Here is a 24,976-nt window from a genome sequence, read left to right as displayed (position 1 = left end):
CCGTCGCCTCGTGCAACGGGGGCTCCGACGACGAGGAGAGGAGGGGCCAGCCGGCGATGAAGGGCGGCGCGGACTGACCCCTCCGCCGCTCCTCAGTAGACGAGCTTGTACGTCACGTCCTTCGGGACCGGGTGGGGGGCGGCGTCCTTGTAGATCAGCCGGATCGTCGTGAACCGGCGGACGCCGGGGCGCTCGGGCCAGGCCTGCGGACGGCTCAGCGTCACCTGCACGGGGTACGGGCGGAAACGGCCCGCCGCGCAGTAGGGGCGGCAGTCGTTGACCATGTCCGTCCCGGTGGCCGTGGCCTCGCTCGGCCCCCAGCTCTCCCAGCGCAGCCCGACGAGCCGGTTGTTGCCGTCGCCGCAGGCCAGCAGGTACTCCTCGGGGCGGACCTGGGGCCGCTCGAAGCAGTCGGCCACTACGACCGGATCCGGGGCGGCGCGCGTGCGGGCGGCCGACGCCGGGACCGCGGCCGCCGCGAGGGCGGCGAGCGAGCACAACAGCACCGCCCTGCGCGTCCCGCGCCGGGGCAGCCCTGCCGGCCGGGTCTCCTGCGAAGCGTCCATCGGCCCCTCCTCGCCAGTCCGCCCCGCCGCCCGCCGGCGCCGCGGCACTGACCAGCTTTCCGCATCCGGCCGCCCCCCGCACCCGCTGGCGGACCGAGGGCACGGCTCGGAGTAGTAGTGACCTGAGTCGGAGATCTGCTGGTGGATCTCCGACTCAGGCCACTAGACGTCCCGCGGGGGGCGTCGCATGGCCCACAGGGTGGGGCCGCCGCCCGGCAGCTCGACCTCGCCCAGCACCGTGAACCCGAAGTGCTCGTAGACGGGCAGGTTGGCCGGCTTGGAGGACTCCAGATAGACGGGCAGGCCCGCCGCGTCGGCCTTGGCCAGGCCCGAGCGCAGGAGTGCCGAGCCGTGGCCCTGGCCCTGGCCGGCCGGGTCCGCGCCGATCAGCGCCAGGTACCAGTGCGGCTCCTGCGGCGCGTGCCGCGCGGCCAGCTCGACGGCGTCCCGGAACAGGGGGGCGCGGTCGCCGAGGATGGCGGTGAGCTCCTGGATGGTCTCCGCGTCCGGGACGGCCTTCTCGTGCCCCTCCGGCGACACCCAGAAGGCGGCCGCCGCGTCGGTGCGCTCGCACACGCCGTGACGGACGTACTGGCGGGTGTAGATGGTGCTGAAGTAGCGGGTCAGGCTCTCCTCGCGCGATTCCCCGGCGGGGAAGAACCAGTTCATCATCGGGTCGTCGTGGAAGGCGCGGGCCAGGGTGCGGCTGATCGACGGGGCATCGTCAACGGTGGCCGTCTTCGGCAGGTTTGTCATCGACATACGGGTCATTCTGCATCCCGATGATCTTCGCTCCGACGCGGGGTGCCCCTTGACCCGCAGCCCCTACGTGCCGGTAACTTGGCCCCGCCCAGGAGGTTTCGAGGATCCGACGCAGAGAGCGGGACCGTGGCAGATCACGACCTGACCGGCTTCACCAAGAGCACGTTCACGTACGAGGGCGCCACCCGCCGGGTGCTGCGCCGGGGTTCGGGGCCGGCGGTGATCGTCATCGCGGAGATCCCGGGCATCACCCCCAAGGTCCTGGAGTTCGCCGCGCGGGTGGCGGAGGCCGGGTGCACCGCGGTCCTGCCGGTCCTGTTCGGCGAACCGGGGCGTGACGCGGACCCCCGTACCGCCGGCTGGCCGAAGGCGGGCAGCTACCTCGCCAAGACGGTGTGGCGGGTGTGCGTGAGCCGGGAGTTCACGCTGCTGGCGACGGGCCGCAGTTCGCGGGTGGTGCGGTGGCTGCGGGCGCTCGCCGCCGCCGAGCACGAGCGGTGCGGCGGTCCCGGGGTCGGCGCCGTCGGCATGTGCCTGACCGGCGGCTTCGCGCTGGCCATGGCCACCGACGAGCGTCTGCTCGCCCCCGTGCTGGCCCAGCCCTCGCTGCCGCTCGCCTGTACGCGCGGCCGCGCGGGCAGCATCGACATCTCCCCCGAGGACCTCGCGGTCGTACGCGGACGGTGCGAGCGCGAGGGCCTCCAGGTGCTCGGGCTGCGGTTCCGGGGCGACCGGCTGGTGCCCGGGGACCGGTTCGCCCACCTGCGCCGCGAGCTGGGCGACGCGTTCGTCGCGGTCGAGCTGGACGCCGGCGACGCGGCTCCCGGGAGCGCCATGCCCCCGCACTCCGTCCTGACGGAGCACCTGGTCGACGAGCCGGGACAGCCCACGCGGCAGGCCCTGGACACGGTCCTCGACCTGTTCCGGGCGCGGCTGCTGGCGCCCGGACCCCGCTGACGCCCATCAGGGGCGGATGCGGGCCAGGTCCTGGCCGGCCAGGTCGGGGCGGGCGGCGAGTTCCTCGTGGACGGCCCGCAGGAGCGGGAGGCGGGCCCCGGGGGTGTCCAGGGCGAGGGCGACGTCCTTGGCGGCGAGGGCGACGGGGAAGTGGGAGCCGGTCGCGAAGGTGCGGGCGACCGCTCCCGACAGCGGGCCCTTGGCCAGCTCGCCGCGGACCAGGTCGGCGGGCAGACCGAGGGCCGCGCCCAGCCGGAGCGCCTCGGACACCAGGGCCACGCCGCCGATCGCCGCGTTGATCAGGACCAGCTTGAGGGCGGCACCGGAGCCGGGGCCCCCGCATTCGGTGACCGCTCCGAGCCGGTCCAGGACCGTACGCACCGGACCGGGCAGCGGCCCGCCCGCCAGGATCCACAGTTCGCCGGTCGCCGCCCGGTCCACGCTGCCCATCACCGGCGCGTCGGTCAGCGTCACCCCCTCGGGCAGACGGGCGGCCAGTTCGGCGATGGTGTCGGGTCCCACGGTGGAGGTGTCGATCCAGTGGGTGCCCGGCCGCAGGGCCGGGAGCACGCGCTCGCCCACGGCACGCGCGGCCGCCGGGTCGGCGAGCATGGTGATGACGAGGTCGGCCGCGCGGACGGCCTCCGCGGGACTGTCCGCGAGGCGGGCGCCGGCCGCGGTGAGCGGGCCGGCCTTGTGCGGCGTACGGTTCCAGACCGTCAGCGGGTGACCGGCGGCGAGCAGGCGGCGGGCCATCGGCAGCCCCATGCTGCCGAGGCCGAGGAATGCGATCTTGTCCATGGCTCCGACCGTAGGTCCCGCCCTGACATGCGACAAGCGAATGTCTAGCATGGCTGCCATGCCCGAATCGCATGGCTTGTACGAGGTGTTCCTGCGGGTGGCCCGGGAAGGGTCCTTCACCGCCGCCGCCCGGGGTCTCGGCTACACGCAGTCGGCCGTCTCCCGGCAGGTGCAGGCCCTGGAGGAGGAGTGGGGCACCGCCCTCTTCGACCGGCTGCCCCGCGGGGTGCGGCTGACCGAGGCCGGGCGCGTCCTGCTGCCGCACGCCGAGGGCGTACGGGACCGGCTGGAAGCGGCGCGCGCCGAGCTGGCCGCGCTGGGCCGCCTCGGCGGCGGGACCCTGCGGCTCGGCGCCTTCGCCGCCGCCAACGTGTCCCTGGTCCCGCGCGCCCTGGCCGCGTTCGGGGAGCGGTACCCCGGCGTCACCGTCACCCACGCGGAAGGACCCACGGCCAAGCACGTGGCGCTGCTGGCGGAGGGCGGCCTCGACCTGGCCGTGCTGGGCACGCCCGCCGGAGTCCCCCCGCACGGACCGGAGCTGCACCATCTGCTGGACGAACCGATGTACGTGGCCCTGCCGCGCGGCCACCGGCACGCGGGGCGTCCCGTGCTGCGCCTGGCCGAACTGGCCGACGAGGACTGGATCGAGGGGGACGTCGCCCCCGAACGCACCCTGCTGGCCCCCGCGCTGGCGGCCGGGTTCGCACCGCGCGTGGCGTTCCGCGTCAACGACTGGACGGCCAAACAGGGGTCGTCGCCGCCGGGCTCGGCATCACGGTGCTGCCGGAACTGGCGGTGGGGGCGGTGCGGCCCGACATCGCCCTCGTACCGGTCGACCCGGCGGACCTGCCGGGCCGGAAGGTGTACGCCGGCACGCCGCGCGGGCTCGGCCGTTCCCCCGCGGTCGGCGCCTTCCTCGCGCTGTTGCGGGCCGCGGCCGCCCCCGGCCGGGCGCCGGGAACGCGTTGAGCGGTACGAGGAAAGCGGAATGCGCGCCATATGGCCGGCCGTCAAGAATTCCGCCGGGGCCATGGATTCACCAGGCAAGTCAAGGCTTATCCTCCGGGAAATCCGACCGTATGGTGTGGCTCGAATCGAAGGAGCCTGCCGTTGTCGAACCCAAATGACCCCGCCGCACGTGCGGTTGCGTCGGAGCGGGATCATGTGTCCTCCCTGTACGCGCTGCTCACCGAGCGGCTCGCCGAAGCGCGAACACACCGGTCGAATGTGCTGAAGACCCCGGCGGAAAGCCCCGGCGAGGCATACGAGAGAGAAATCGCCGCCGAGCGTCTCGCCAGGGAAATCGGCCGGCTGGAGGGCGCCGAAAAGGGATTGGTCTTCGGTCGCGTCGACCGGACGGACGGCACGGCGCTGCGCATCGGGCGGATCGGGCTGCATACGGAGGAGGACGAGCTGCCCCTGCTCGTGGACTGGCGCGCGAACGCGGCGCGGCCCTTCTACGAGGCGACTCCGGTCCATCCGATGGGGCTGCGGCGGCGCCGGCACCTGCGCCTGGAGGGGCGCACGGTCGTCTCGGTGAGCGACGAGCTGCTGGACGGGACCGCCCCGACCGACGAGGACGTCGTGGGGGACGGCCCGTTGACCGAGGCCCTGTCGGCACGGCGCACCGGCAGGATGCACGCGGCCGTCGCGACCCTCCAGGCCGAGCAGGACGAGATCGTCCGCTCCGCGCACCGCGGGGTCACCGTGGTGCAGGGCGGGCCCGGCACCGGCAAGACCGTGGTCGCCCTGCACCGGGCGGCCTACGTGCTGTACGCGTTCCCGCGCGCCGCGCAGGAGGGTGTCCTGGTGGTGGGTCCGAACACGCGGTTCCTCGACTACATCTCCCAGGTGCTCCCCTCGCTCGGGGAGAACGACGTCGTCCTGACGACCTGCCGGGAACTGGCCGGAGTGCCGACGGACACGGTGGACCCGTACGCCACGGCGCGCCTCAAGGGCGGCCTCGCACTCGCCGACGCCCTGGCCGGCCTGCTCCGCGTGCACCAGGCCCCCGCCGGGGACTTCACCGTGCGGGTCGGCAGGGAACCGGTGCGCCTCCGCGGTGACGAGGTCGCCGCGGCGCGCGACGCGGCCGTGGCGGCCGTACCGGGGCACAACCCCGCGCGCCAGGTGTTCAAGGAACTCCTGGTCGACGCGGTCACCGACGCGGCGCACAGGGACATGGGCGAGCTCCTCGAGCAGATCGACGCCGACAGCGAAAGGATGACGGGCCTCGACCTCGACCGGTTCACGGGAGCCGCCCAGCGCCGTGCCGAAGGCGCGGCCGACCCGGGTCCGGTCCACGCGCTCGACCTGGACGCCCTGCGGGCCGATCTCCTCGACGACGCCGGCGTCGACCGGGCGGTGGAGGTGCTGTGGCCGCGGCTGGTGCCCGGCGACCTCGTGAAGGGGCTCCTGACGGACGCCGGCGCCCTCGCCGAGCACCTGCCCCGCCTGACCGCGCGGGAGCGCTCCCTGCTGCTGCGCGGTCCGGACGACCCGTGGACCGATGCCGATCTGCCGTTGCTGGACGAGGCGGCGAGCCTGGTCGACGGGCCGCCCGGGCGGACGTACGGGCACGTCGTCGTCGACGAGGCGCAGGAACTGACCGCCATGCAGTGGCGGATGATCGTCCGCCGCTGCCCGTCGAGGGCGATGACACTGGTGGGCGACTTCGCCCAGGCGGGTCCGGTCGCGACGGCCCGCGACTGGAAGGAAGCGCTGGGCCCCCACGTCGGGCCTCGGTTCCGGCTGCACCACCTGACCGTCAGCTACCGCACGACGCGGGAGATCCTGGAGGGCGTCCGGGACCTGCTCACGCGGATCGCTCCCGACCAGAAGCCCACCCGGTCGCTTCGCGGCGGCGAGAGCCCCCGTACGGTGACCGCGCCCGCGGACGGGCTGTCGGCCGCCGTCGTCCGGGAACTGCGCGCCCAGCGTGCCGCGTACCCGGGCGAGCTGCTGGGAGTGATCTGCCCGGACACCAGGGTGGACGAACTGACGGCCCACGGCATCACCGACCAGGCACGCGTCGTGCCGGCGTCCGAAGCGCGCGGCCTGGAATTCGACGGGGTCGTCGTCATGGACCCCGAGGAGATCGTCGCGGCCCGTCCCGGTGGGGAAAGGGACCTGTACGTGGCCCTGACCCGGGCCACCAAGCGCCTCTGCACGATCAGCCTCCGGCCCGCCTGACGGCTCGGTGCCCGCGTCGTCGCCCCGGCGCGGACACCCGGCGGTGCGGACACCGGCCCGCGCGCACGGGGCGGCCCGCGCGCACGGGGCGGCCCGCGCGCACGGGGCGGTCCGCCCGTGACACGCCGCGCCGGGTGCCGGGGCCGTCGCGGCGTGTCGGTGCCCGGCCGTGACAGACTCCGCGCGGACTCCCGAGTCCCGTCCTCACGGGAGGTCCTCCGTGTCGCACCGCCCCGCTCCCGGCCACGTCCGGACCGCCGCCCTGGCCGTCGGCGCCCTGGCCCTGTCCCTGGTCCTCGCCGCCGGGACCTCCCCCGCGGCGCCCGCGCCCCCGCCGGCCGCCGGGCCCGGGGCGACGGTCGTGGCCGAGGCTCCCGGGAGCGGGACCGTCCTGGCCCGGTTCGCGATCCAGTCGACGGCGAAGGTCACGGACTCCGCCGCCACCGTGTCCAGCCCCGGCTATCCGGCGACGGGCTGGTACCCCGCCGGGTCCCGCTCCACCGTGCTCGCGGCGCTGCTCGCGGCCGGGGTCCACCCGGACCCCTTCTACTCCACCCGGCAGAAGAGGATCCCGGCCGGGGACTTCACCGTCCCGTGGTGGTACCGGTCGGAGTTCCTCGTCGCCGACACGGGCGCCCGTACGTACCTGGACGTCAGCGGGGTGATCTCCGCCGCCGACGTCTACGTCAACGGACGCCGGACCGCCGCTGCGAGCACGGTCGCGGGTGCCTACACCCGGCACGAACTCGACATCACGGACCTGGTCAGGGCGGGTGCCAATACGGTGGCGTTCCGGATCCAGCCCAACGATCCGCGCAAGCGGCTCACCATGGGCTGGCTGGACTGGCTGCAGCCGCCGCCCGACGAGAACATGGGGATCGTCCGCGACGTCACCGTCCGGCGGGCCGGTCCGGTCGCCCTGCGCGACGCGCACGTGGTGACCTCGCTCGCCCTGCCGTCCCTGTCCTCCGCCGAGCTGACCGCCAAGGCCAGGGTGCGCAACGACTCGGCGGCCACCGTCACCGCCACCGTCTCGGGCACCGTGGGCCCGGTCGCCGTCAGCCGGAGCGTCACCCTGGCCCCGCACGAGACCCGCACCGTGGTCTTCTCCCCCGGCGACCACCCGGGCCTGCGGCTGGAATCGCCCCGTGTGTGGTGGCCCGCCGCGATGGGCGAGCAGCCGCTGTACGCGCTGGACCTGACCGCCACCGTGGACGGCCTGCCCTCCGACACCGCGCACCGGTCCTTCGGCATCCGTGACGTGCGGGCCCCGCTCAACGGCGACGGGGCGCGCCAGTACGCGGTCAACGGGCGCCCGCTGCTCATCAAGGGCGCGGGCTGGTCGCCCGACGCGTTCCTGCGCTGGGACCGCACCTACGTCGAGGACCGGCTGGAGTACGCCCTCGACCTGGGGCTGAACGCCCTGCGGCTGGAAGGTCACATCGAGCCCGACGAGTTCTTCGACCTCACCGACCGGTACGGGATCCTCACCCTGCCGGGATGGGAGTGCTGCGACAAGTGGGAAGGGGAGGTCAACGGCCCGGAGGCCGGTGAGCGCTGGGAGGACGCCGACCACACCGTGGCGAAGGCCTCGATGGCCGCCGAGGCCGCCCGGCTGCGGGACCACCCCAGTGTGGCCTCCTTCCTGATCGGCAGTGACTTCGCACCGGACCGGACGATCGAGCAGGGCTACCTCGACGCGCTGGAGGCCGCCGACTGGACGGCACCGGTGATCCCCTCGGCCTCCGCGCGGTCCTCGCCGATCACCGGAAGGTCCGGCATGAAGATGACCGGACCGTACGACTGGGTCCCGCCCGCCTACTGGTACGGCAAGCGGGAGGGCGGGGCCACCGGCTTCAACTCCGAGACCAGCGCCGGCCCGGACGTACCGACCCTCGACACGCTGCGCCGCATGATGTCCCCGGCGGAGCTGGAGAGCCTGTGGAAGGAACCGTCCGCGGCGCAGTACCACCGTTCCCCGTCGGCGACCTTCTCGACGCTGCGGCTGTACGACGCCGCCCTGGCGGGCCGCTACGGCGCCCCGACCGGCCTCGAGGACTACGTGCGCAAGGCGCAGCTCGCCCAGTACGAGAACGTGCGCGCGCAGTTCGAGGCCTACGCCCGCAACGCGAAGGACGCCTCCGCGCCGTCGACCGGCGTCGTGTACTGGATGTTCAACAGCGGCTGGACCTCGCTGCACTGGCAGCTGGTGGACCGCTACCTCGACCAGGGCGGGGCCTACTTCGGGGCGAAGAAGGCGAACGAGCCCCTGCACATCCAGTACGGGTACGACAACCGGGCGGTCTCGGTCGTCAACAGCCGGACGTCCGCGGCCGCGGACCTCACGGCGCGGGTGACCCTCTTCGACCCCGACGGCACGCAGCGCTACGACCGGACCGTGACGGGGCTGAGCGTGGCGGGCGGCGGCGCGAGCACCACCGCCCTGACCCTGCCCGCGTCGGTGACGGGCCTGTCCACCACTCGCCTGGCGCGGCTGCTGCTCACCGACGGTGCGGGCCGGGAGGTGAGCCGCAACGTCTACTGGCTCTCGGCCCGGCCCGACGTGCTCGACTACTCCAGGAGCACCTGGTACCACACGCCGACCACCGCGTACGCGGACCTGACGGGGCTGAACTCGATGCCGCGGACGGCCGTCGCGGCGACCGCGTCCACGACGGCGGACGGCCGGGGCCTGTCCACGACGACGGTGACGGTGCGCCACACCGGTACCGGCACCGCCCCCGCCCTGCTCACCGACGTGCACCTGCTGGGCGCGGAGGGCGGGCCGTTGCTGCCCGTCCGCTGGAGCGACAACCAGGTCACCCTGTGGCCGGGCGAGACGGCGACGCTGACGGCGGTCTACCGCACGGCCGACCTGCGCGGCGCGGCACCGGCGCTGCGGGTCTCCGGCTGGAACACCCCGACGACGACGGTCCCGGCCGGCTGACGGGACGGGCCCCGGTCATTCGCCCCGCGGCCCGCCGAGGGGGCGCGGCGCGCGCGGGTTTCTTAGCGGAACGTTAGATCTGGGTGCCGGGCCTTGTCCGGCCCCGGCACCGGATCCATGCTCTGGGCACCCCCTCATCCGGGGTGACTCCCCCGCCCACCAGGGACTTCCGTCTGGAGCCGCCATGTCCTCGTCCGCCGTCACGCCCGAGTCACCGCCCCGGGACGAGCGCGGCAAACGCCGCCTCGCCCTGATCGGCGGTTCGCTCGGCAATCTCGTGGAGTGGTACGACTGGTTCGTCTACGCGAGCTTCGCGATCTACTTCGCCGACTCCTTCTTCCCCGGCGACAACCCGACCACCCAGCTGATGAACACGGCGGGCATCTTCGCGGTCGGTTTCCTGATGCGCCCCGTCGGCGGCTGGATCCTCGGCCGGGCCGCGGACCGCCACGGCCGCAAGAGCGCGCTCACCCTCACCGTCACGATGATGTCGGTGGCCGCCCTGCTCATCGCCATCGCCCCGACCTACGGCCAGGCCGGGTACTTCGGCGCCCTGGTGCTGCTGCTCGCGCGGCTGCTCCAGGGGCTGAGCATCGGCGGCGAGTACGCGGCCAGCGCCACGTACCTCACCGAGGCGTCGGCCCGCGACCGGCGCGGACTGGGCTCGTCGTTCCAGTACGTGTCGATGACCTGCGGGCAGCTGCTGGGCCTCGGCATCCTGATCACGATGCAGCACACGCTCAGCCCCGCCCAGTTGTCGGGCTGGGGGTGGCGGATCCCGTTCGCCCTCGGCGCCCTGTTCGCGGTGGTGGTCTTCTGGCTGCGGCGGCGTCTCGAGGAGACCGACGCGTTCAAGGAGGAGTCCGCGGACGAGGACGCCCACGACGACAGCGCGCGCGGTTCGCTGAAGGCGCTGTGGGAGCACCGGCGGCAGGCCGGGCTGGTGATGGCGCTGACCCTGGGCGGCACCGTGGCGTACTACACGTACACCACGTACCTCACGAAGTACCTGGTCGGCAGCGCGGGCATGGCCAAGACCACGGCCACGCTGGTGAGTTTCACCGCTCTGGCCCTCTTCGCCGTGCTCCAGCCCTTCGCCGGCATGCTGTCCGACCGGATCGGCCGCCGTCCGCTGCTGATCACCTTCGCGGTGGGCTGCACGGTCGGCACGTACCCGATCATGACGGCGCTGGGCTCCGCGGACGCGTACTGGCCGGCCCTGGGCCTGTCCCTGCTGGCCCTGGTGATCGTCACGGGCTACACCTCGATCAACGCGGCGGTCAAGGCCGAGCTGTTCCCGACCCGGGTGCGCGCCCTGGGCGTGGCGCTGCCGTACGCCGTCGCCAACGCCCTGTTCGGCGGCACGGCCGAGTACGTGGCCCTGTGGTTCAAGAGCGGCGGCCACGAGAAGATGTTCTTCTGGTACGTGTCCGGCTGCGCGCTGATCTCGCTCGTGACGTACGTCCTGATGCCCGACACCCGCGATGCCGCGCTCAGCCGCGCCGAGGCGGGGGCGGCCGCGGGGGGAGCCGGCGGTCACGGCGAGCCGGCGGAAGCCTCCGCCGGGACGGGCCGCTGATCCGCGCCGGTGACCCGGGGCGGCGGCTCCCGTAAGCTGCTGCCCCGGCTCACGGGCACGGTCACGCGTCTCGAGGTAACCGCCCATGCACGCACTGCTCGTCGAGGACGACGACCGCATGGCCCGGGCCCTCGGCACCGCCCTCGTCCAGCGCGGGCACACGGTACGCCGGGCGGCCCGGGCGCTGGACGCGCTGCGGCACGTCCGCGAGGCCGAGTTCGTCCTGCTGGACCTGGGCCTGCCCGACCTCGACGGGCTGGAGCTGCTGCGCCGGCTGCGTACGGTCTGCGACGCCCCGCTGATCGTGGTGACCGCCCGCTGCGAGGAGCGCGACGTCGTGCAGGGACTGCGGGCGGGCGCCGACGACTACGTGGTCAAGCCGTTCCGGATGGCCGAGCTGATGGCGCGGATCGACACCGTACGGCGCCGCACGGGCGCGCGGGCGGGCGCCGCGGGAGCCGGTCCGGCGCGGGAACCCGGCGGGCCGGTGCGGCGCGGGGACGTGGAGGTGGACCCGGCGGGGCGCACCGTCACGGTGGCGGGGACCGACGTACGCCTGACCCGGCGGGAGTTCGACGTCCTGGCCGTCCTGGCGGAACGCCCCGAGGAGGCGCACTCCCGGGAGGAGATCCTGGACCGGATCTGGGGGGACGCCTTCCTCGCCGCCTCCCGCTCCCTGGACGTGCACGTGGCGGGCATCCGCGCCAAGACGGGCCGTCCCGGCCTGGTGCGCACGGTACGCGGCTTCGGCTACCGGCTCGGCGCCCCCGACGCGGGCGAAGGACGGGACCGCGACTCGTGAGGCGCAGGCTCCTGGCGGTGCTGATGGTGCTCATGGGAGCCGCCGCGCTGCTGCTGTGCGTGCCGCCGGCCGACGCGTACGCGCGCGGGCGGACCGAACACCTGCTCCTGCAACGGCGTTCGGAGGCGGTGCGCTTCGCCGACCTCGCCGACCGGACGGGCACGGCGGCAGACCGGGCGGAGCTGTCGGCCGAGATCGGACGGTACGCCCAGCTGTACGGGGCCGGCGTGGTCGTGGTCGACGCGGCGGGGGCGACGGTGGCGCGGGCCGGAGCGGGCCCCGCCCTGGACGCCCTCACGGGTGCGGGCCCGGGCGGTACGGTCGCGGCGGAGGCCCGGGACCGGGCGCTGACGGGCCGTTCCACCGACCGGCTTCCCACGGTGCGGCCCTGGGGGCCGGCCCGGGTGGTGCTCGCGGAGCCGGTGGGGCGGGACGAGCGGGTCAGCGGTGCGGTCCTGCTGTCCGTGCCCACGGACGCCGCCCGGCGGGACGTGGCGGTGCGCTGGGCGCTGATCGCCGCCGGGGCGGTCGCCTCCTTCGCCGCGGCGGCGCTGGTGGCGGCGGGCATCACGCGGTGGCTGATGCGCCCGTTGCTCGACCTGGACCGGGCCGTGGCCGCGCTGACCGCCGGAAGCCTGCGGACACGGGCGGTCTCCGACTCCGGCCCGCCGGAACTGCGGCGGCTGCGGCGACACTTCAACACCATGGCGCAGGCCCTGGCCGACTCCGCCGACCGGCAGCGCGACTTCGTCGCCGACGCCTCCCACCAGCTGCGCAACCCCCTGGCCACCCTGGTGCTCCAGCTGGAGAACATCGAGCCGCACATCGCCCCGGGCCCCGGCCGGGGCGAGCACGGCCGGGCGCTCGAGGAGACGGAGCGCCTCGAGGAACTGCTCGACGGGCTGCTGGCGCTGGCCCGGGTGGAGTCGGCGGCGCCGGAGCCGCGCCGGCAGGACGTGTCCCGGGCGGTACGGGAGCGGGCACGGGCCTGGACGCCCGTCTTCCGGGCCGCCGGGCTGGAGCTGACCGCCGGTGCCCCTCCCGGGGAGCTGTGGGCCCGCGCGCTGCCGGACGCTGCGGGGCGGATCCTGGACGCCGCGCTGGACAACGCGGTGAAGTTCGTACCGTCCGGCGGCCGCGTGGAGGTGTGCGCCCGGCGGGACGGGGACGGGTGGGCGGTGGTGCGGGTGGCCGACGACGGGCCGGGGGTGCCCGAGGAGCAACTGGGTACGCTGCTGCGCCGGTTCGCCCGTTCACCGGCCCACCAGAACGTGCGCGGCAGTGGGCTGGGCCTCGCCATCGCGGACGAGATCGCCCGGCTGAGCGGCGGCCGTCTCTCCGTCGGCGGCGCCACCCCGCACGGCCTGACGGTGGAACTGCGCCTCCCGCCCCCGTGACGCCCCGCCGCCGGACGGCCGAGCGCGCGGCGCCGTGAGCCGCCCGCGTCGGCCGCGGTGTTCAGCCGTACACCGAGCGGTAGTAGGCGGCGGCGCCCGGGTGGAGGGGGACCTCGCCGGTCGAGATGGCGAACCGGGGTTCGAGCCGCGCTCCCGCCGTCACCTCGCGCAGCAGGTCGCGCCACCGGTCGAACACCACCCGCAGCAGCGCGCCCACGGCGTCCGCGGCCACGTCCTCCCGCGCCAGGAGGTAGTTGCCGACACCGAGGGTCCCGACGGGCGCGGCCAGTCCGTACGCCCCGGCGGGCAGGGTGACCGGCGTGTAGACGGGGCCGTGGCGCTCGCGCAGCGGGCCCGCGTAGCCGTCGAGCGGGAGGAAGCGCAGCGGCAGTTCGCGGGCCAGCGCCGTCAGTGCCGGCGTGGGCACCCCGCCGGACCAGAAGAGGGCCGCGACGGTGCCCGCCCGCAGGGCGGCCACCGATTCGGCGAGGCCCAGTTGCCGTGGCCGTGCCGGGGAGGGGCCCGCGCCGGTACCGCTCAGCCCGGCCGCCCGCAGGACGCGTCCGGCGACCACCTGCACCCCGGACCCCGCGGCGCCCGCCGCGACGGGGCGCCCGGCGAGGTCCCCGACGGCGTGCACCGGCCCGTCCGCGGGGACGAGGAGGTGCGTGTGGTTGACGTAGACGCGGGCCAGTGCCCTGACCCCGGCCGGCCGGGGAAAGGACTCCCGTCCGAGCACCGCGTCCTGGGCGGCGTCCGCCATGGCCAGGGCCAGGTCGGCGGAGCCCTCGTCCAGCCTCCTCAGGTTGTCCACGCTCGCGGCGGTGTCCACCGGCACCACCTCCAGAGGCTGCCCGCTCGCGGCGACGGCCCGTGCCAGGGCCCGGCCGAAGGCGTTGTACGGACCACCGCGCGGGCCCGTCGCGAGCCGCAGCCGCCGCGCCGGGCCGGGACGCGCCGCGCAGCCCGCGAGGGCCGCCGCGGCCGCGCCGAGCCCGGCCCGCACCAGCCGCCTCCGGCCCGTCCCCGTCCCCGTCCCCGTCCCCGTCCCCGTCCCCGTCCCCGTCCCCGTCCCCGTCATGGCGGCAGCGTAGCCCTCCCCGGGGCCCGGTACCCCTGCGGGAGGGCGCGGTGCGGCCGGCTGTCCGGCGCCACACCGGAACACGGTGTTCCGATCCGCCCGGGCTCCCCCGGCGGGGCGTAGCGTGGGCGGGCGGTTCCCGTCCGCCGCGTCCCGCCGCGCCCGGGCCGTCGCCGGAAACGTCATGGTCGCGTGACGGGACCGCCACAACGGCGCGGCCCGGGAACTGCGGCGGGGCGCGGCGTCGTGACCCTCCACGCGTGCCGGTGCGGGGCCGGCCGGGAGACATCGAGGAGCACCCATGCACCACACAGCAGGCCCGCGCCGCTCGGCGGCGGCGCTCGTGGCGGCGGCCGCCGCCACCGCTCTGATGACGGGCTGCGGTCCGGCCGAGGACGGGGCGTCCGCCACCCCGCCCGCGCCGCCCGCCGCGTCGGTCCCGGCGCAGCCGGCGCCCACGGGCGGCCCTTCGGCCGGCGGCGGGGGCGGCTCCTCCACCGGCGGCGGGGGCGGGACGGCGCCCACCCCAGCGGCGTCCGCCCCCGCGGCGTCCGCTCCGGGCGGCGGTGCGGCTAAGCCCTGCACGATCGACGCGGTGAAGGTCTCGGACGCCCAGCAGGCGCAGGTCCGGCCGCCGGGGACCGGAACGGGCGCCGCGGTCCTCTCGGTCACCAACACCTCGAAGCACCCCTGCACGCTCACCGGGTACCCGACGGTCGCCGGCGCGGGCAACGGTTCTCCCGGCAAGAACCTGCCCCTCGCCGTCACCCACAGCGGCAAGGCGTCGGCCGTGCCGCTGGCACCGGGCGCCCGCGCCTGGACGAAGCTCACCTTCGTCAACGTCCAGGGCGAGGCGGACGGTTACTGCGTCTCGGGCGCCACTCCCTCCAGTTTCCCGACCCTCGTCATCGGGGTCCCCGGCGCGGGCGCGCACCAGATCGCCATGGACGACGGGGTCTTCGCCGAGTGCGACGACAAGGTGACGGTCACCGCCTTCACGGCCGCCAAGCCGTCCTGACGAGGAGCCGAACCGGTCGAGTGCGCCGGCGCGGCACGCGCGTCCGGCGCGCGACCGGCGCTCCGCGACGGCGAACGGGCCGCCGGGGGGGCGGCGGGCCCGGCGGTGCCGGTCGGGCCTGCCCGGCCTCGGGCTTCGCTAGGCTCGCCGGCATGGAAGTCCGTACCCCGCCCGTCCTGCTCCTGCCCGCGCCCCGGACCTCCACCGGAGAACTCATCGCCCGGGCAGCGGCCTGGCGCGGTTACGAGGTGACCGGCCGGGCGGCGAGCGCCGCAGGGCGCAGGGCGCACTGGTACGGCGGCCCCCGTGCGGCCGCGCGGCTCGCCGGCCCGCTGGGCCTGGGGCTGCTCGAACCGGCCGACGACTGGCTGACCCGCGTCCCCGGCCCCCTCCTGCGGCGCCGCGTACGGCTCACCACCCTCGCCGAGGCCCGTCGGCTGCGGGAACGGGCCTTCGTGAAACCGCCGTCGGCCAAGCTGGACCTGCTGCCCGCCGCCGTCCACGAGGACGGGACCAGCCTGCCCGGCGAACTCGACGGCTCCACGCCGGTCCTGGTGAGCGGCGTGGTGGAGTTCCTCGCGGAGTACCGGCTGTTCGTCCTCGACGGCGAACCCGTCGCCGGCAGCCGCTACGCCGTCTGCGGGCGCCCCGACCCGGCACCGTTGGACGCCGGGAGCCGCGCCTTCGGCCGTACGGTCCTCGACGCCACGGCCGCGGACCTGCCCAGCGCGGTGTGCCTGGACATCGGCCGGCTCGCCGACGGGGGCTGGGCGGTGGTCGAGGCGAACATGGCGTGGTTCGCCCACTGCTACGCCGCCGAGCCGGAACGCGTCCTGGACACGGTGCTCCGCGCCGCCGGCCCGGTGGACGCGGTCGCCGACCGGGACCGGCCGTACCTCTTGAGCGGGCCGGAGGACCGTCAGGAACGGGTGTGACGAGCCCCGGCCGGCCCAGCCGGCCGCCCGGGCCCGGCCCGGATCCACCCGACACCCCTCAGGGACGGGTGGCGACGAAGGTGTGGGTGATGCCTGTCCGCCAGCCGGGCTGGGGAAGCACGCGGACACCCGTGAATCCCGCGCGGCGCAGCCGGCGGGCGAACGCGTCGGCCGTGTCGAAGTCGAGCACGCTGCGCCACAGGTGGCGGTAGAGCGCCGCGTCGCCGTGGCGGCGGCCCCACGGCAGTACGACGGTGGCCATGACCGCAGACCACACGGCGCGGTCGACGGCGCGGCCGCTCAGGGCGTACTCGTGGACGGCGAGCCGGCCACCTGGCCGGAGCACCTCACGCGTGTGGCGGAGCACGGCGTCGGGATCCGCGACGTTGCGCAGGAGGTAGGCGGCGAAGACCGCGTCGTAGGGCCCGATGACGCCGGCCCCGGCCATGTCCTCGACGGCGGCGTGGACGAAGGTCACCCGGCCGGGCCACGGCTTGCTCCGGGCCCGGGCCAGCATCCCGGCGGACGCGTCGATTCCGGTCACCGCGGCCAGAGGCGCGGCGCACAGCAGCGCGGCGGTCGAGGCGCCGGTGCCGCAGCCGAGGTCCAGGACCTTGCTGCCGGCGCCTCGCCCGGGGAGGGCGAGCCGGCGCGCGGAGCGCCGTAGGTCCCGGTGGTAGCCGGGGCTCGCCGAGACCATCCGGTCATAGGTGCCGGACGCGTGGTCGAAGGCCCCCGCGAGCTCGGCGTCCCTCAGCACGGCCATGTCGGTACCTCCCGCTGGGTGACGGCTTCCCGCCCAGCTTGGCCGACGTCCCCGCGGTCGCGGCTCGGCACGGCCGGTTCGTCCCGCCCGCCCGGACGGCATGTGGGCCGCATGGCCCAAGAAGTGGTGCATCCGGTGCGGAGGGCGGTACGGAATCACCCACGGGCCACAACGGCGGTACCGTCGGCAAGGAGAGTTGCGATGCGCGTACCTGATCCGCTCGACGTCGACCGGGACGTGTCCGCGGCCGTCGGCACGCACCTGGGCGGGGTGCTGGAGCGGCGTCTGGAGGAGGCCGCGGCGACGGACGCGGCCTTCGCCGCCGACATCGCGGGCCGGGTGGCGGGCTTCGCGCTGGAGGGGGGCAGCAGGCTCCGTTCGCAGTTCGTGTGGTGGGCGCTGCGGGGGTGTGGGGGCGGGACTGACGAGGCCCGGCGGGCTCTGGGGGTCGCGGCGGCGCTCGAGCTGCTGCAGACCTGCGCGCTGATCCACGACGACGTCATGGACGGCTCCCCGCTGCGCCGGGGACGCCCGGCGGTCCACATCGGGCTGGACACCCAGTACGGGACGGGCAGCCGCGTCCTGCCGTGCGGCACGTTCGGCGGGGCGGCCGCCGTGCTGGCCGGCGACCTGGCCATGGCCTGGTCCGACGACGAGTTCAGGGAGGCCGTTCGGGGCGCCCCCGCGGAGGTCCGGGCCGCCCGCGTGTGGCGGGTCATGCGTACGGAGATGGTGGCGGGCCAGTACCTGGACCTCCAGGCCCAGGTCACCGGCGCCAGGTCGGCGGACGTGGCCGTGCGTACGGCGGTCCTGAAAACGGCCCTCTACACGGCGGGGCATCCCCTGGCCCTGGGTGCGGTGCTCGCGGAGGCACCTGAGCCGACGGTGCGGGGGCTGCGGGAGGCGGGACGGTCGGCGGGCCTGGCGTTCCAGCTCCACGACGACCTGCGGGGAGCCTTCGGCGATCCCGCCGCGACCGGAAAGCCGGTCGGCGAGGACATCCGCGACGGGAAGGCGACCTTCCTGCTCGCCGTCGCACGGGAACGGTGCGCACGCGACGGGGACGATGCCGCGGCGCGCCTGCTGGACGAGGTGACGGGCGCCCCGGGCTCCGGGCCCCCGGACCTCGACCCGGTGCTGGACCTCCTCGTCTCCTGTGGGGCGCGCGACGAGGTCGCGCGGCGTGTCGAGGAACTGTGCGCCCGCGCCGCCACCGCCGTCGCCGGTGCCGGGCTGTCGCCGGAAGCGGCCGACCGGATCGGCCGCCTGATGCGCGGTGCCTGCGGTCTGGGGCCCGCTCCCGGGCGGCCGTCGGCGCCGGGAACCGCGCAGGACACCGGCGACACCCTCCTGATCCGGGAGTCCCGTTGAAGACCCTGACCGGGCCCACGGACCACGTCGTGGTCGTGGGCGCGGGCCTCGCCGGCCTTGCCGCCGCGCTCCACCTGGCCGGCCGGGGCCGGCGGGTGACGGTCGTGGAGCGGGACCCGGGGCCCGGCGGACGCGCGGGCCGCCTGACTCTCGGCGGATACCGGATGGACACCGGCCCCACCGTTCTGACCATGCCGGACATCCTCGACGAGGCGTTCCGGGCCGTGGGTGACTCGCTGTACGACCGGATCGACCTCGTCCCCCTGTACCCCGCGTACCGGGCGCTCTTCGCCGACGGGACCCGCCTCGACGTCCACACCGACGGCGACGCCATGGAGGCCGAGATCGTCTCCTTCGCCGGCGCCCGGGAGGCCCTCGGGTACCGCGCGCTCCGCGGATGGATGACGGACCTGTACGCCGTGCAGATGCGCCGGTTCATCGACGCCAACTTCGACTCGCCCGTCCGGCTCGTCCATCCGGACCTGGCACGGCTCGCGGCGCTCGGCGGCTTCGGGCGCCTGGACCGGGCCGTCGGCCGGTTCCTGTCGGACGAGCGGCTGCGCCGCGTCTTCTCCTTCCAGGCCCTGTACGCAGGTGTCTCCCCGTCGCGTGCGCTGGCCGCCTACGCGGTGATCGCCTACATGGACACGGTGGCGGGGGTGTACTTCCCGCGCGGCGGCATGCACGCCGTCCCGGTGGCCATGGCCGCGGCGGCGGCCCGGGCGGGTGTGGTGTTCCGCTACGGGGAGGCCGTCACCCGGCTGGAGCGGGCCGGGAGCCGCGTCACCGCCGTGGTCACCGCGCACGACAGGATCCCGTGCGACGCGCTCGTCCTGACGCCGGACCTGCCCGTCACCTACAGTCTGCTCGGCAGGACGCCCCGCCGCCCGCTGCGCCTGCGGCACGCGCCGAGCGCGGTGGTGCTGCACGTGGGGACCGACCGCACCTGGCCCCAGCTGGCCCACCACACCCTGTCGTTCGGCCACGCGTGGGAGGGCGTCTTCGGCGAACTGATCAGCTCCGGACGGCTGATGAGCGATCCCTCGCTCCTGGTCACCCGGCCCACCGCCACCGACCCCTCCCTGGCGCCCCCGGGCCGGCACCTGCACTACGTCCTCGCCCCGTGTCCCAACACCCGGACCGGTCCCACGGCTGCCCAGTGGGGCGATCTGGGCTCCCGCTACCGCGACGAACTGCTGCGGGAGCTCGAACACCGCGGGCTCGCCGGACTGGGAGCCTCGATCGAGCAGGAGGCCCTGGTCACCCCGGCCGACTGGACGGCGACGGGGCACGCGGCCGGAACCCCCTTCTCCGTCGCCCACACCTTCACCCAGACCGGCCCCTTCCGGCCCCGGAACCTGGTGAGCGGCACGGAGAACGCCGTGCTCGCGGGGTGCGGCACCACCCCCGGCGTCGGCGTGCCCACGGTGCTCATCTCGGGAAAGCTCGCCGCGGCCCGCGTGGCCGGCTCGGGACCGGTCCGATGACGGCACGGGAACTGGACGCCGCGGGCATCACCGACCCGTCGCTGCGCGCGGCCTACACGGCCAGCCGCCTGCTGAACGCCCGGCACGGCAGGACGTACTTCCTCGCCACGCGCCTGCTGCCGGTCGACCGGCGGGCGGCGGTGCACGCCCTCTACGGCTTCGCCCGCCACGCCGACGACATCGTCGACGACCTGGGGACGGCCGCCACCACGAGCGCGCGGCGCGCCGCCCTGGACGCGCTGGAGCGGCAGTGGCTGCGTGCCGTCCGGGGGGAGGAGGCCGGCGAACCGGTGGTCCGGGCGGCGGCCGACACCCGTGCCCGGTACGGCATCGAGGCCCGCCACTTCTCCGACTTCCTCGCGTCGATGCGCAGCGACCTGTCGGTCCGCGCATACCCGACCTACGCCGCCCTGCGGACCTACATGCACGGTTCGGCCGCCGTCATCGGGCTCCAGATGACGCCGGTGCTGGGCACCGTCGTACCGCGCGCGGAAGCCGAACCGTACGCCGCCGAGCTCGGAGTGGCGTTCCAGCTGACGAACTTCCTCAGGGACGTCGGCGAGGACCTCGACCGGGGACGGGTCTACCTGCCCCAGGACCTGCTGTCCGCGCACGGGGTCGACCGTGAGCTGCTGACGTGGAGCAGGCGTACGGGACGCCGGGACGCCCGGATCACTTCCGCGCTGCGGGCCGCCGCGGCCCTGACGAGGGAGGTCTACCGGGCGGCCGAACCGGGGATCGGCAGGCTCGATCCGCTGACCGCGCCGTGCGTGCGCACCGCCTTCGTGCTCTACCGCGACATCCTGGGGGCCATCGAGAGGGACGGCTACGCGGCCGTGCACCACCGCAGCGTGGTGGGCCGCCGCAGGAGGACGGCCGTCGCACTGCGCGGCCTGGCAGCGGCCCTCGCCGCGCGCACCACGGCCGGACGCACCCGCGGGCGCACGCCGGCGGGTGGACGTACGGCCACGACGACGCAGGACCGCGGGGCGGGGCTCCGGGGACGGGAGCGGACGTGAACGCGGACGACAGGCCCGCTGACGCACGGCGCGGACGCGGTGGCCGCGGGTACGGGATCCCGCTGCGGCTGCGCCGCAACGCCGTCCCGTGGGAGCGCCAGCGCCCGACGTGGCGCGAGGCCAGACCCGCGCTGATCGCCGAGGCGCTGGGGCGCGCCCTGGCGCGCCCTTCGGGGAACTGGTACGTCGTCGGGGCCGGCGCGGACCTCACCACACGGCGTCCGCTCGGGCGGACGGTCGCCGGGACCGAGATCGTGCTGTGGCGCGACGAGGACCGCGTGCCCCACGCCGGACCGGGAGCATGCCCCCACCTGGGCGCTCCGCTGAAGGACAGCGCCGTGCGGTGCGGCCGTCTCGTCTGCCACTGGCACGGGCTGTCCCTCGACGGCAGGCCGTTCGCCGGATGGTCGCCGTGGCCGGTGCACGACGACGGGGTGCTGCTGTGGGTGCGGCTGGACCCGGCGGGCGGGGAGCCGCCGACCGATCGCCCGGCCGTCCCCGCGCGCCCCCCGCTGGAAGCAGCGGTGACCGCCGTCTACACCGGGGTGGGCGCCTGCGAGCCGCAGGACGTGGTCGCCAACCGCCTCGACCCCTGGCACGGCGGCTGGCTGCACCCCTACTCGTTCGTGGACCTGACCGTCCTGGACGGTCCCGAGGGCCGGCCGGCGGACGCGGACGACGCGCTGGTGGCGGACGTGTCGTTCAAGCTGGCCGGCCGGGTCGTGGTCCCGGTGCGGGCGGCGTTCAGCGCGCCGGGTCCGCGGACCGTCGTCATGCGGATCATCGCGGGCGAGGGAGAGGGGTCCGTGGTGGAGACGCACGCGACACCGCTGTCCGCGCCGGGCGCGGCGCGGCCCCGTACCGCGGTGGTGGAGGCCGTCGTGGCCGCCTCGGACCGGCGGGGGTTCGCGGCGGCCCGGGCCCTGGCGCCGCTGCTGCGCCCCGCCGTGCGGGCGGCCGCCGGCCGCCTGTGGCGCGACGACCTGGCGTACGCCGAACGGCGCTTCGCGCTGCGCAGCGGCGGCCGGTTCCCCGGCTGAGCGTCAGCCCCCGCCGAACCGGCGGGCCAGCAGCCGCAGGGGAGCGCACCGGCCCCGGTCCGGTACGGTCCACAGGGTCTGCCCGCGCAGGCCCCACCGCCGCAGATGGACGTTGGCCGCGAGGAACCCGGTGGTGGCGGCCCGCTCCATGAGCGCCACCGGCAGGGCGGTGGCGACGAGGTCGCCGGCGACGGTGACGGTGGCGTCGGTGGTCTCCACGGCGGGCCGGTCCGCATGGCCGCCGACGGCGAAGAGCGGGCAGTCCTGCCGCCACTCGTCCCGTCGGTCGACGATGCGCGCGGCCACGGTCTCCGGGTAGACGCGGTGCAGCTGCCCGACGAGGGCGCGCGCGACCGCCCGCGGGTCGGCGGCCGGATCCGCGGCGTAGGCGTGGAGTTCGACCACGGCACCGCCGGTCTTCGAGGCCCAGCGGGCCGCCTCGCCCTCCCAGACGTTCAGCACGCTGATGTTGTCCAGGGGCCCGTAGCCGCTGGTGCCGAGGAAGCCCGGACGGTGGGCGGCGACGGGACGGTCGAGCCAGAGCCGGGACACGAGGAAGGGCGGGGCGGTACGGAGCCGGCCGATCCGGGCCCGCCACGGGCCGTCGCACAGTCCGGGCGAGGCGGCGACCAGCGCCCGCAGTCCCGTGGTGTCCAGGGCCAGCACCACCGCGTCGGCGTGCTCGCTCCCGAGCCGCGAACGGACCAGGTGGCCCCCGTGCGGGGCGGGCCGGAGGGCGGCCACGGGGGTACCGGTGCGGATGTCGACGCCGTGGTCCGCGAGGTAGCGGGCGAACGGGTCCCACAGGGCCTGGGGGTACGGCTCGTCGGGCACGTCGAAGAGGAGTCCTTCGGACGAGCCGAGGAAGTAGATGTGGAACATCAGCGCGAGTTCGGCGGCGGACAGGTCGGCGGGGTCGGCGAAGAAGCTGCGGGAGAACACCTCGAAGGCGAGGTGCCGGGCTGCGGCGGGAAAGCGGATGCGGTCGAGGAGTTCGAGCGCGCTGACGTCCTGGTACCGCCGGTGGACCTCCGCCGCCCGCACGTCGAACAGCGGAAGGGCCGCGCGGGCGTCCATCCGGGCCAGGTCCCGCACCGTGAAGCTGGGACTCAGGGCGGCGAAGGCCATGGCGCTCCACGGGGGTGTGCGCGGGACCCGGGCGAAACCGTCCCTCAGCCCGGAGCCGTGCACCAGGGGGTAGTCGGGCAGCGGGCGAAGACGGCCGAGAGCGGGATCGACCCGCCTGAGGAGCCCCCGCAGGTTGTAGTACTGGCGGAAGAAGGCGTGGAAACCGCGGCTCATGGTGACGGACGATCCGTCCGCGAGTTCCGTGGGCCATCCGGCCAGGCGGCCTCCGAGGGCGGCCTCGCGTTCGTACAGGGTGACGCGGACGCCTCGTTCGGCGAGCACGGTGGCCGCGGCGATGCCCGCGATGCCCCCGCCGACGACCGCGCACCTTGGGGGCGGCCCGACGGCCTTGGGAGCCCCGGCGTGCCCGGGGACGACGACGGCCCTGCGGTCGCGGCCGCGGCGCGCCGGCGCCGCGCTGTCTTGCGGGCTCATGGGCTTCTCCTGAGGGTCTCGACGTTGCGGCGGGCGAGCAGCGGCAGCTCGGCCGCGGTGCGGAGCATGGCGAGGACGGGGGTGCGCAGGCCGATGGACAGTTCCTCGACGGGGCGGGCCGTGCCGTCGAGGAACCGCAGCAGACGCTCCGGGGGCACGTGGCGGAAGAGGCGGGTGAAGAAGTCGGGGCCGTCGACGCGGCCCGTGTCCAGAGCACGGAGCAGTACGGAGTCCATGGCGAGGACCCTGGCCGGATGGGCGGGCGGCGGGACGGGAACCCGGCCGGCGTGCACGGCGGCCGCCACGGCCCGGGTCTGCCGCTGGATGGCGGCGAAGGCGTAACCGGTGGAAGGGCGGACCGCTCCCCCCGCCGCACCGATGCGGAAGACGTGCCGCCCGGGCCGGCGTTCGTACCGGCCGTCGCTCATCGGGATGGCGCCCCCTTCCGTGCCGAGGATCCGGAAGGGACCCAGCCCGAGCACCCGGCCGGTGTAGTCGCGCAGGGCCCTCTCGTACGCGGCTCCGGTCAGGGGGGCGCGGCTGAACTCGGTGTACTCGACCAGCGCCGCACGGCGGCTGGTGGGAAGCACGTACCCGAAGGAGAGGCCTCGTTCCGGCTGCGGTGTGCGGAAGTCCATCAGTTCGACGGTGTGCCGGTCGAAGGAGGGGCGTTCGCAGTGGACGAACCACCCGCGGAAGTGCTGGAGCAGCGCGGTGCGCGCGGCGGGCGGCACCGCCGGGGGCCGGGAGTCGTGGATCCAGCGGGCCCGGAGCGTACGCACGGCCCCGCGGGCGGTGGTGTACGTCAGGGCAGCGCCGTCCGGCCCGTCGGTGATGTCCTCGACCACGCCCTCGACGCGGCGCAGCCCGGCCAGGCGCGGCCCGAGGCCCTGCTCGAAGACGTCCGAGCGCAGCATCTTGTACCGCAGCCCGCCGAGGCCGCGGGCAGCGCCGCCGCCATCGGGAGCGCGCACGCGCAGCCGGCTCCAGCTGGCGGTGAGCAGCGGGTCGTAGTCGCCGGCGCCGGCTTCCCAGTAGCACCAGGTGCGTTCGGGAGGGCGCAGCGGCCCGGAGGGCGCGTCGACGAGGACGACGGCCGGGGCCCGGACCCCTGCCGGCGGATCGAGCAGCCGCCAGGCCAGGGAGAGACCGGCGGCGCCGGCACCGACGATGACGATGTCGCAGCCGTAGGTGGACCGCACAGCAGCTCCGTTCTCCCCGCCGGACGATCGCCCGCGCGCGGCGTGAACCGACGTCCCGGGGGGGGCACGAACGCGCCTTCCGGACGCTGGGCGTGGACGACGCTACCGCGACCGACCCGGCAACCGCCGGGACCCGGCGGGGCATTTCGTGTGGGACGCGGCGCGGCGATCCACTCCCAGGGGGCGGACCTCGTGGGCGAAGCGGGCCGGGCGGGGATACGTTCGGGGTCGGCGCCGAGCACCGTGACGCGGAGCAGCTCCATCCCTGTTCTTGCTCTTGCGAGTGAGGGCGCCGACTCCGGCCTCGGAGGCGGGAACCGGCGCCGCGTACCGTCCCAGACCCGCGGCGAGCTGCGGCTGCCGGCCGAAGAGCCGGTCCGGCCGGAGGCACCGGAGGCGGCGGCTCCGGTGCCTCCGGCCGGACCGGCTCTTCCCGCGCTCCCGGCGGCGTCGAGCCGGACCTTCGTCCCCGCCGGCGGCTTCCGGTCGCT

Annotated in this window: 19 protein-coding genes and 1 pseudogene; 13 read left to right on the top strand and 7 right to left on the bottom strand. The window is 75.6% G+C overall.

The window, feature by feature from the left end; all coding sequences use genetic code 11:
• Positions 1–92: 92 nt before the first annotated feature.
• Positions 93–566, bottom strand: a complete 474-nt coding sequence (locus ACZ514_RS15925; RefSeq protein ID WP_468165019.1) for a hypothetical protein — start codon at positions 564–566, stop codon at positions 93–95.
• Positions 567–728: 162 nt separating this feature from the next.
• Positions 729–1,337 carry a GNAT family N-acetyltransferase gene (locus ACZ514_RS15920; RefSeq protein ID WP_469124970.1) on the bottom strand — a complete coding sequence of 203 codons (609 nt, stop codon included), beginning with the start codon at positions 1,335–1,337 and terminating at the stop codon, positions 729–731.
• Positions 1,338–1,454: 117 nt separating this feature from the next.
• Here ACZ514_RS15920 and ACZ514_RS15915 point away from each other — a divergent pair, with 117 nt between their 5' ends.
• Entirely contained in the window at positions 1,455–2,285 is an 831-nt protein-coding gene (locus ACZ514_RS15915) for a dienelactone hydrolase family protein (RefSeq protein ID WP_468699256.1), read from the top strand.
• 6 nt (positions 2,286–2,291) lie between these two features.
• Here ACZ514_RS15915 and ACZ514_RS15910 read toward each other — a convergent pair whose 3' ends face one another.
• The gene (locus tag ACZ514_RS15910) at positions 2,292–3,086 is read right to left on the bottom strand and encodes an NAD(P)-dependent oxidoreductase (protein WP_469124969.1); all 795 of its coding nucleotides are present in this window, start codon (positions 3,084–3,086) and stop codon (positions 2,292–2,294) included.
• Between ACZ514_RS15910 and ACZ514_RS15905 the strand changes: the two are divergent.
• The 6 genes and pseudogenes from ACZ514_RS15905 to ACZ514_RS15880 all read left to right on the top strand — a co-directional run bounded on the left by ACZ514_RS15905 (position 3,052) and on the right by ACZ514_RS15880 (position 13,003).
• Positions 3,052–4,055 (top strand): annotated as a pseudogene (locus ACZ514_RS15905) (LysR family transcriptional regulator). The gene ACZ514_RS15910 and the pseudogene ACZ514_RS15905 sit on opposite strands and share 35 nt — an antisense overlap.
• A gap of 195 nt (positions 4,056–4,250) precedes the next feature.
• Positions 4,251–6,278 (top strand): HelD family protein, encoded by a 2,028-nt coding sequence (locus tag ACZ514_RS15900; RefSeq protein WP_469124968.1) that lies wholly within the window; start codon positions 4,251–4,253, stop codon positions 6,276–6,278.
• 220 nt (positions 6,279–6,498) lie between these two features.
• Positions 6,499–9,225 carry a glycoside hydrolase family 2 protein gene (locus ACZ514_RS15895; RefSeq protein WP_469124967.1) on the top strand — a complete coding sequence of 909 codons (2,727 nt, stop codon included), beginning with the start codon at positions 6,499–6,501 and terminating at the stop codon, positions 9,223–9,225.
• A 184-nt stretch (positions 9,226–9,409) separates the two neighbouring features.
• On the top strand, positions 9,410–10,804 hold the full coding sequence (locus tag ACZ514_RS15890) for an MFS transporter (RefSeq protein WP_468168656.1): 1,395 nt from the start codon (positions 9,410–9,412) through the stop codon (positions 10,802–10,804).
• Between the two features lie 85 nt (positions 10,805–10,889).
• Positions 10,890–11,606 (top strand): response regulator, encoded by a 717-nt coding sequence (locus tag ACZ514_RS15885; protein ID WP_468168653.1) that lies wholly within the window; start codon positions 10,890–10,892, stop codon positions 11,604–11,606.
• A complete protein-coding gene (locus ACZ514_RS15880) occupies positions 11,603–13,003 on the top strand; it encodes a sensor histidine kinase (protein ID WP_469124966.1) in 1,401 nt (466 codons plus the stop codon). The genes ACZ514_RS15885 and ACZ514_RS15880 overlap by 4 nt, the downstream gene beginning before the upstream one ends.
• A 61-nt stretch (positions 13,004–13,064) precedes the next feature.
• On the opposite strand, the gene ACZ514_RS15875 is transcribed toward ACZ514_RS15880, so the two are convergent.
• Positions 13,065–14,084 (bottom strand): TAXI family TRAP transporter solute-binding subunit, encoded by a 1,020-nt coding sequence (locus ACZ514_RS15875; protein WP_469124965.1) that lies wholly within the window; start codon positions 14,082–14,084, stop codon positions 13,065–13,067.
• Between the two features lie 301 nt (positions 14,085–14,385).
• Between ACZ514_RS15875 and ACZ514_RS15870 the strand changes: the two genes are divergently transcribed.
• Entirely contained in the window at positions 14,386–15,102 is a 717-nt protein-coding gene (locus ACZ514_RS15870; RefSeq protein WP_469124964.1) for a DUF4232 domain-containing protein, read from the top strand.
• A 152-nt stretch (positions 15,103–15,254) separates the two neighbouring features.
• A complete protein-coding gene (locus tag ACZ514_RS15865) occupies positions 15,255–16,037 on the top strand; it encodes an ATP-grasp domain-containing protein (protein WP_469124963.1) in 783 nt (260 codons plus the stop codon).
• 58 nt (positions 16,038–16,095) lie between these two features.
• On the opposite strand, the gene ACZ514_RS15860 is transcribed toward ACZ514_RS15865, so the two are convergent.
• Positions 16,096–16,803, bottom strand: coding sequence for a class I SAM-dependent methyltransferase (locus ACZ514_RS15860; RefSeq protein ID WP_469124962.1), 708 nt, complete (start codon positions 16,801–16,803; stop codon positions 16,096–16,098).
• Between the two features lie 201 nt (positions 16,804–17,004).
• On the opposite strand from ACZ514_RS15860, the gene ACZ514_RS15855 reads away from it, so the two are divergent.
• Genes ACZ514_RS15855 through ACZ514_RS15840 form a run of 4 tightly spaced genes read left to right on the top strand, consistent with a single transcriptional unit; the run spans position 17,005 to position 21,720 of the window.
• Positions 17,005–18,174, top strand: a complete 1,170-nt coding sequence (locus ACZ514_RS15855; protein WP_469124961.1) for a polyprenyl synthetase family protein — start codon at positions 17,005–17,007, stop codon at positions 18,172–18,174.
• The gene (gene crtI / locus ACZ514_RS15850) at positions 18,171–19,661 is read left to right on the top strand and encodes a phytoene desaturase family protein (RefSeq protein ID WP_469124960.1); all 1,491 of its coding nucleotides are present in this window, start codon (positions 18,171–18,173) and stop codon (positions 19,659–19,661) included. The genes ACZ514_RS15855 and crtI overlap by 4 nt, the downstream gene beginning before the upstream one ends.
• Complete coding sequence (locus ACZ514_RS15845) at positions 19,658–20,680, top strand: phytoene/squalene synthase family protein (RefSeq protein ID WP_469124959.1); 1,023 nt, start codon at positions 19,658–19,660, stop codon at positions 20,678–20,680. The genes crtI and ACZ514_RS15845 overlap by 4 nt, the downstream gene beginning before the upstream one ends.
• A complete protein-coding gene (locus ACZ514_RS15840) occupies positions 20,677–21,720 on the top strand; it encodes a DUF5914 domain-containing protein (protein WP_469124958.1) in 1,044 nt (347 codons plus the stop codon). Before ACZ514_RS15845 ends, ACZ514_RS15840 begins: the two co-directional genes overlap by 4 nt.
• Positions 21,721–21,723: 3 nt before the next feature.
• Here the strand turns inward: ACZ514_RS15840 and ACZ514_RS15835 are convergent, their stop codons facing one another.
• Both ACZ514_RS15835 and ACZ514_RS15830 read right to left on the bottom strand, forming a co-directional pair.
• Positions 21,724–23,283 (bottom strand): FAD-dependent oxidoreductase, encoded by a 1,560-nt coding sequence (locus tag ACZ514_RS15835; protein WP_469124957.1) that lies wholly within the window; start codon positions 23,281–23,283, stop codon positions 21,724–21,726.
• A complete protein-coding gene (locus ACZ514_RS15830) occupies positions 23,280–24,485 on the bottom strand; it encodes a lycopene cyclase family protein (protein ID WP_468168620.1) in 1,206 nt (401 codons plus the stop codon). Before ACZ514_RS15830 ends, ACZ514_RS15835 begins: the two co-directional genes overlap by 4 nt.
• Between the last annotated feature and the right edge of the window lie 491 nt (positions 24,486–24,976).

It is taken from the genome of Streptomyces sp. NPDC034086, assembly GCF_055575515.1.
This window is presented reverse-complemented; position numbering and strand designations above follow the sequence as displayed.